This is a genomic window from Aneurinibacillus tyrosinisolvens, from assembly GCF_001015055.1.
Taxonomy (GTDB): domain Bacteria; phylum Bacillota; class Bacilli; order Aneurinibacillales; family Aneurinibacillaceae; genus Aneurinibacillus_A; species Aneurinibacillus_A tyrosinisolvens.
Genome location: NZ_BBWZ01000104.1, coordinates 1 through 1,548, shown reverse-complemented (window position 1 = coordinate 1,548; position 1,548 = coordinate 1). Strand labels below are relative to the sequence as shown.

The 1,548-nt window shown below is 44.6% G+C and carries 1 protein-coding gene; it reads right to left on the bottom strand.

Annotated features, from left to right (window positions below):
- Nucleotides 1–221: 221 nt before the first annotated feature.
- Nucleotides 222–1,433: an RNA-guided endonuclease TnpB family protein gene (locus MBEAL2_RS28495; protein WP_052948088.1), complete on the bottom strand. Its 1,212-nt coding sequence runs from the start codon at nucleotides 1,431–1,433 to the stop codon at nucleotides 222–224.
- Between the last annotated feature and the right edge of the window lie 115 nt (nucleotides 1,434–1,548).

The following is a 1,548-nucleotide window of genomic DNA, read 5'->3' as shown; positions in this document are numbered from 1 at the left end:
GAACTACTCACGACTAAAGTCGCGAGATTCTGCGTCCTTGCGGACGTGAAAACTCGAACGGACTAAAGCGAGCCGCTTGTTTCCTGCTTCATCGAAAACAGCGAAGTTTGACCTCCGGCTTACACTTTCTCCACTACCAAAAGAGAAACTCTCCCAGTATCCCGCATCCCTAGACACGAGCAGGCACACCCCGTGGTTCCCACGGTAGGTAAAGAAGGATTTTATGCGTACAAGAGGGCCATCCCCTCTTCTAAAATATTGATAGCTGCGTTCATATCCCGGTCGTGCTCACACCCGCATGACGGGCATACCCATACACGGTCGGATAGGGAAAGCAGGGGATTCTTTTCTTTACAGCCATTACATTGTTTGGTGCTGGGGAAGAAACGGTCAATGAGAACCAGTCTTTTTCCTTTGCGCTCACATTTGTAAGAAAGCAACGTTTTAAACATGCCCCAGCCCACATCCTGAATGCTTTTTGCCAGCTTGCGATTCCGGAGCATTCCCTTCACATGGAGGTCTTCGATGACGATGACGTGGTTTTTGTCAACGAGTTCGAAAGACACCTTATGCAGGAAGTCTTTTCGCATATTGGCAATATGTAAATGCAGTTTGCTGATCTTTGCCTGCAGTTTGTTCCAATTGCTTGAGCCTTTTTTCTTGTTCTTCAACTTGCGTTGAAGGGAGGCGAGTTTGACCAGATTTTCCTGATAATATCTCGGATTGTCGATTTTTTGTCCGGTGGACGTAATCGCAAAGTGGGTTAACCCCATATCCAGGGCCATGATGTCTTCTCTCTTTACCTTGGACAAATCGAAGATTTGAACGTCTTCTTTTTGTATTTGTTCTTCCGTTACTATCGAAACGGTATAGAGTCCGCTGCTGTGACGTGTAATGGTCGCGCTTTTAATGGTTCCCTTTATGGCCTTGACTTTCTTACCACATCGGAAAGAAACCTCACCCACCTTCGGCAGTTGGATGACTTTCCGGTCAAAATCGACTTTAATGTTGGCGTTCGTCATGTTGGTTGTATAGCTTTGTTTGCTTTTTCGTTTGCTTTTGAAGCGTGGAAATCCAGCGTTGCCCTCAAAAAAGTTTTTGAAAGCCGTATCCGCGTTGAGGATGGCATTGCTTAGTGAAAATTTGTCCACCTCTTTTAACCAATCGAAGTATGGATGTTTTTTAAGTTGGTTGATGGCGTTATTAAAATCGGTAAAAGTGAGGGTTTTACCCGTATTTTTGTACACTTCATTTCGTTCGGATAAATAAAAATTGTACACCCAGCGAGCACAACCAAAGGTTTTGGCAAACTGGGTTGCTTGTTCGGCAGTAGGGTAGATGCGAAAACGGTATCCCTGATGGCGTACGATAACATCTTCAGGTACCCCCTTTCTATGCGATGCGCCTTTCTTTTTATTCGCAACCTTTGACATTTATGCACCCCTCATTCCTCGAACGTACATTCTTATTATATGGGATGTACAGCTAAAATAGAAAGTCAAAACCAAAGTTCTTTGTGGCTAACTCATGACTAAAGTCACGAGAGTG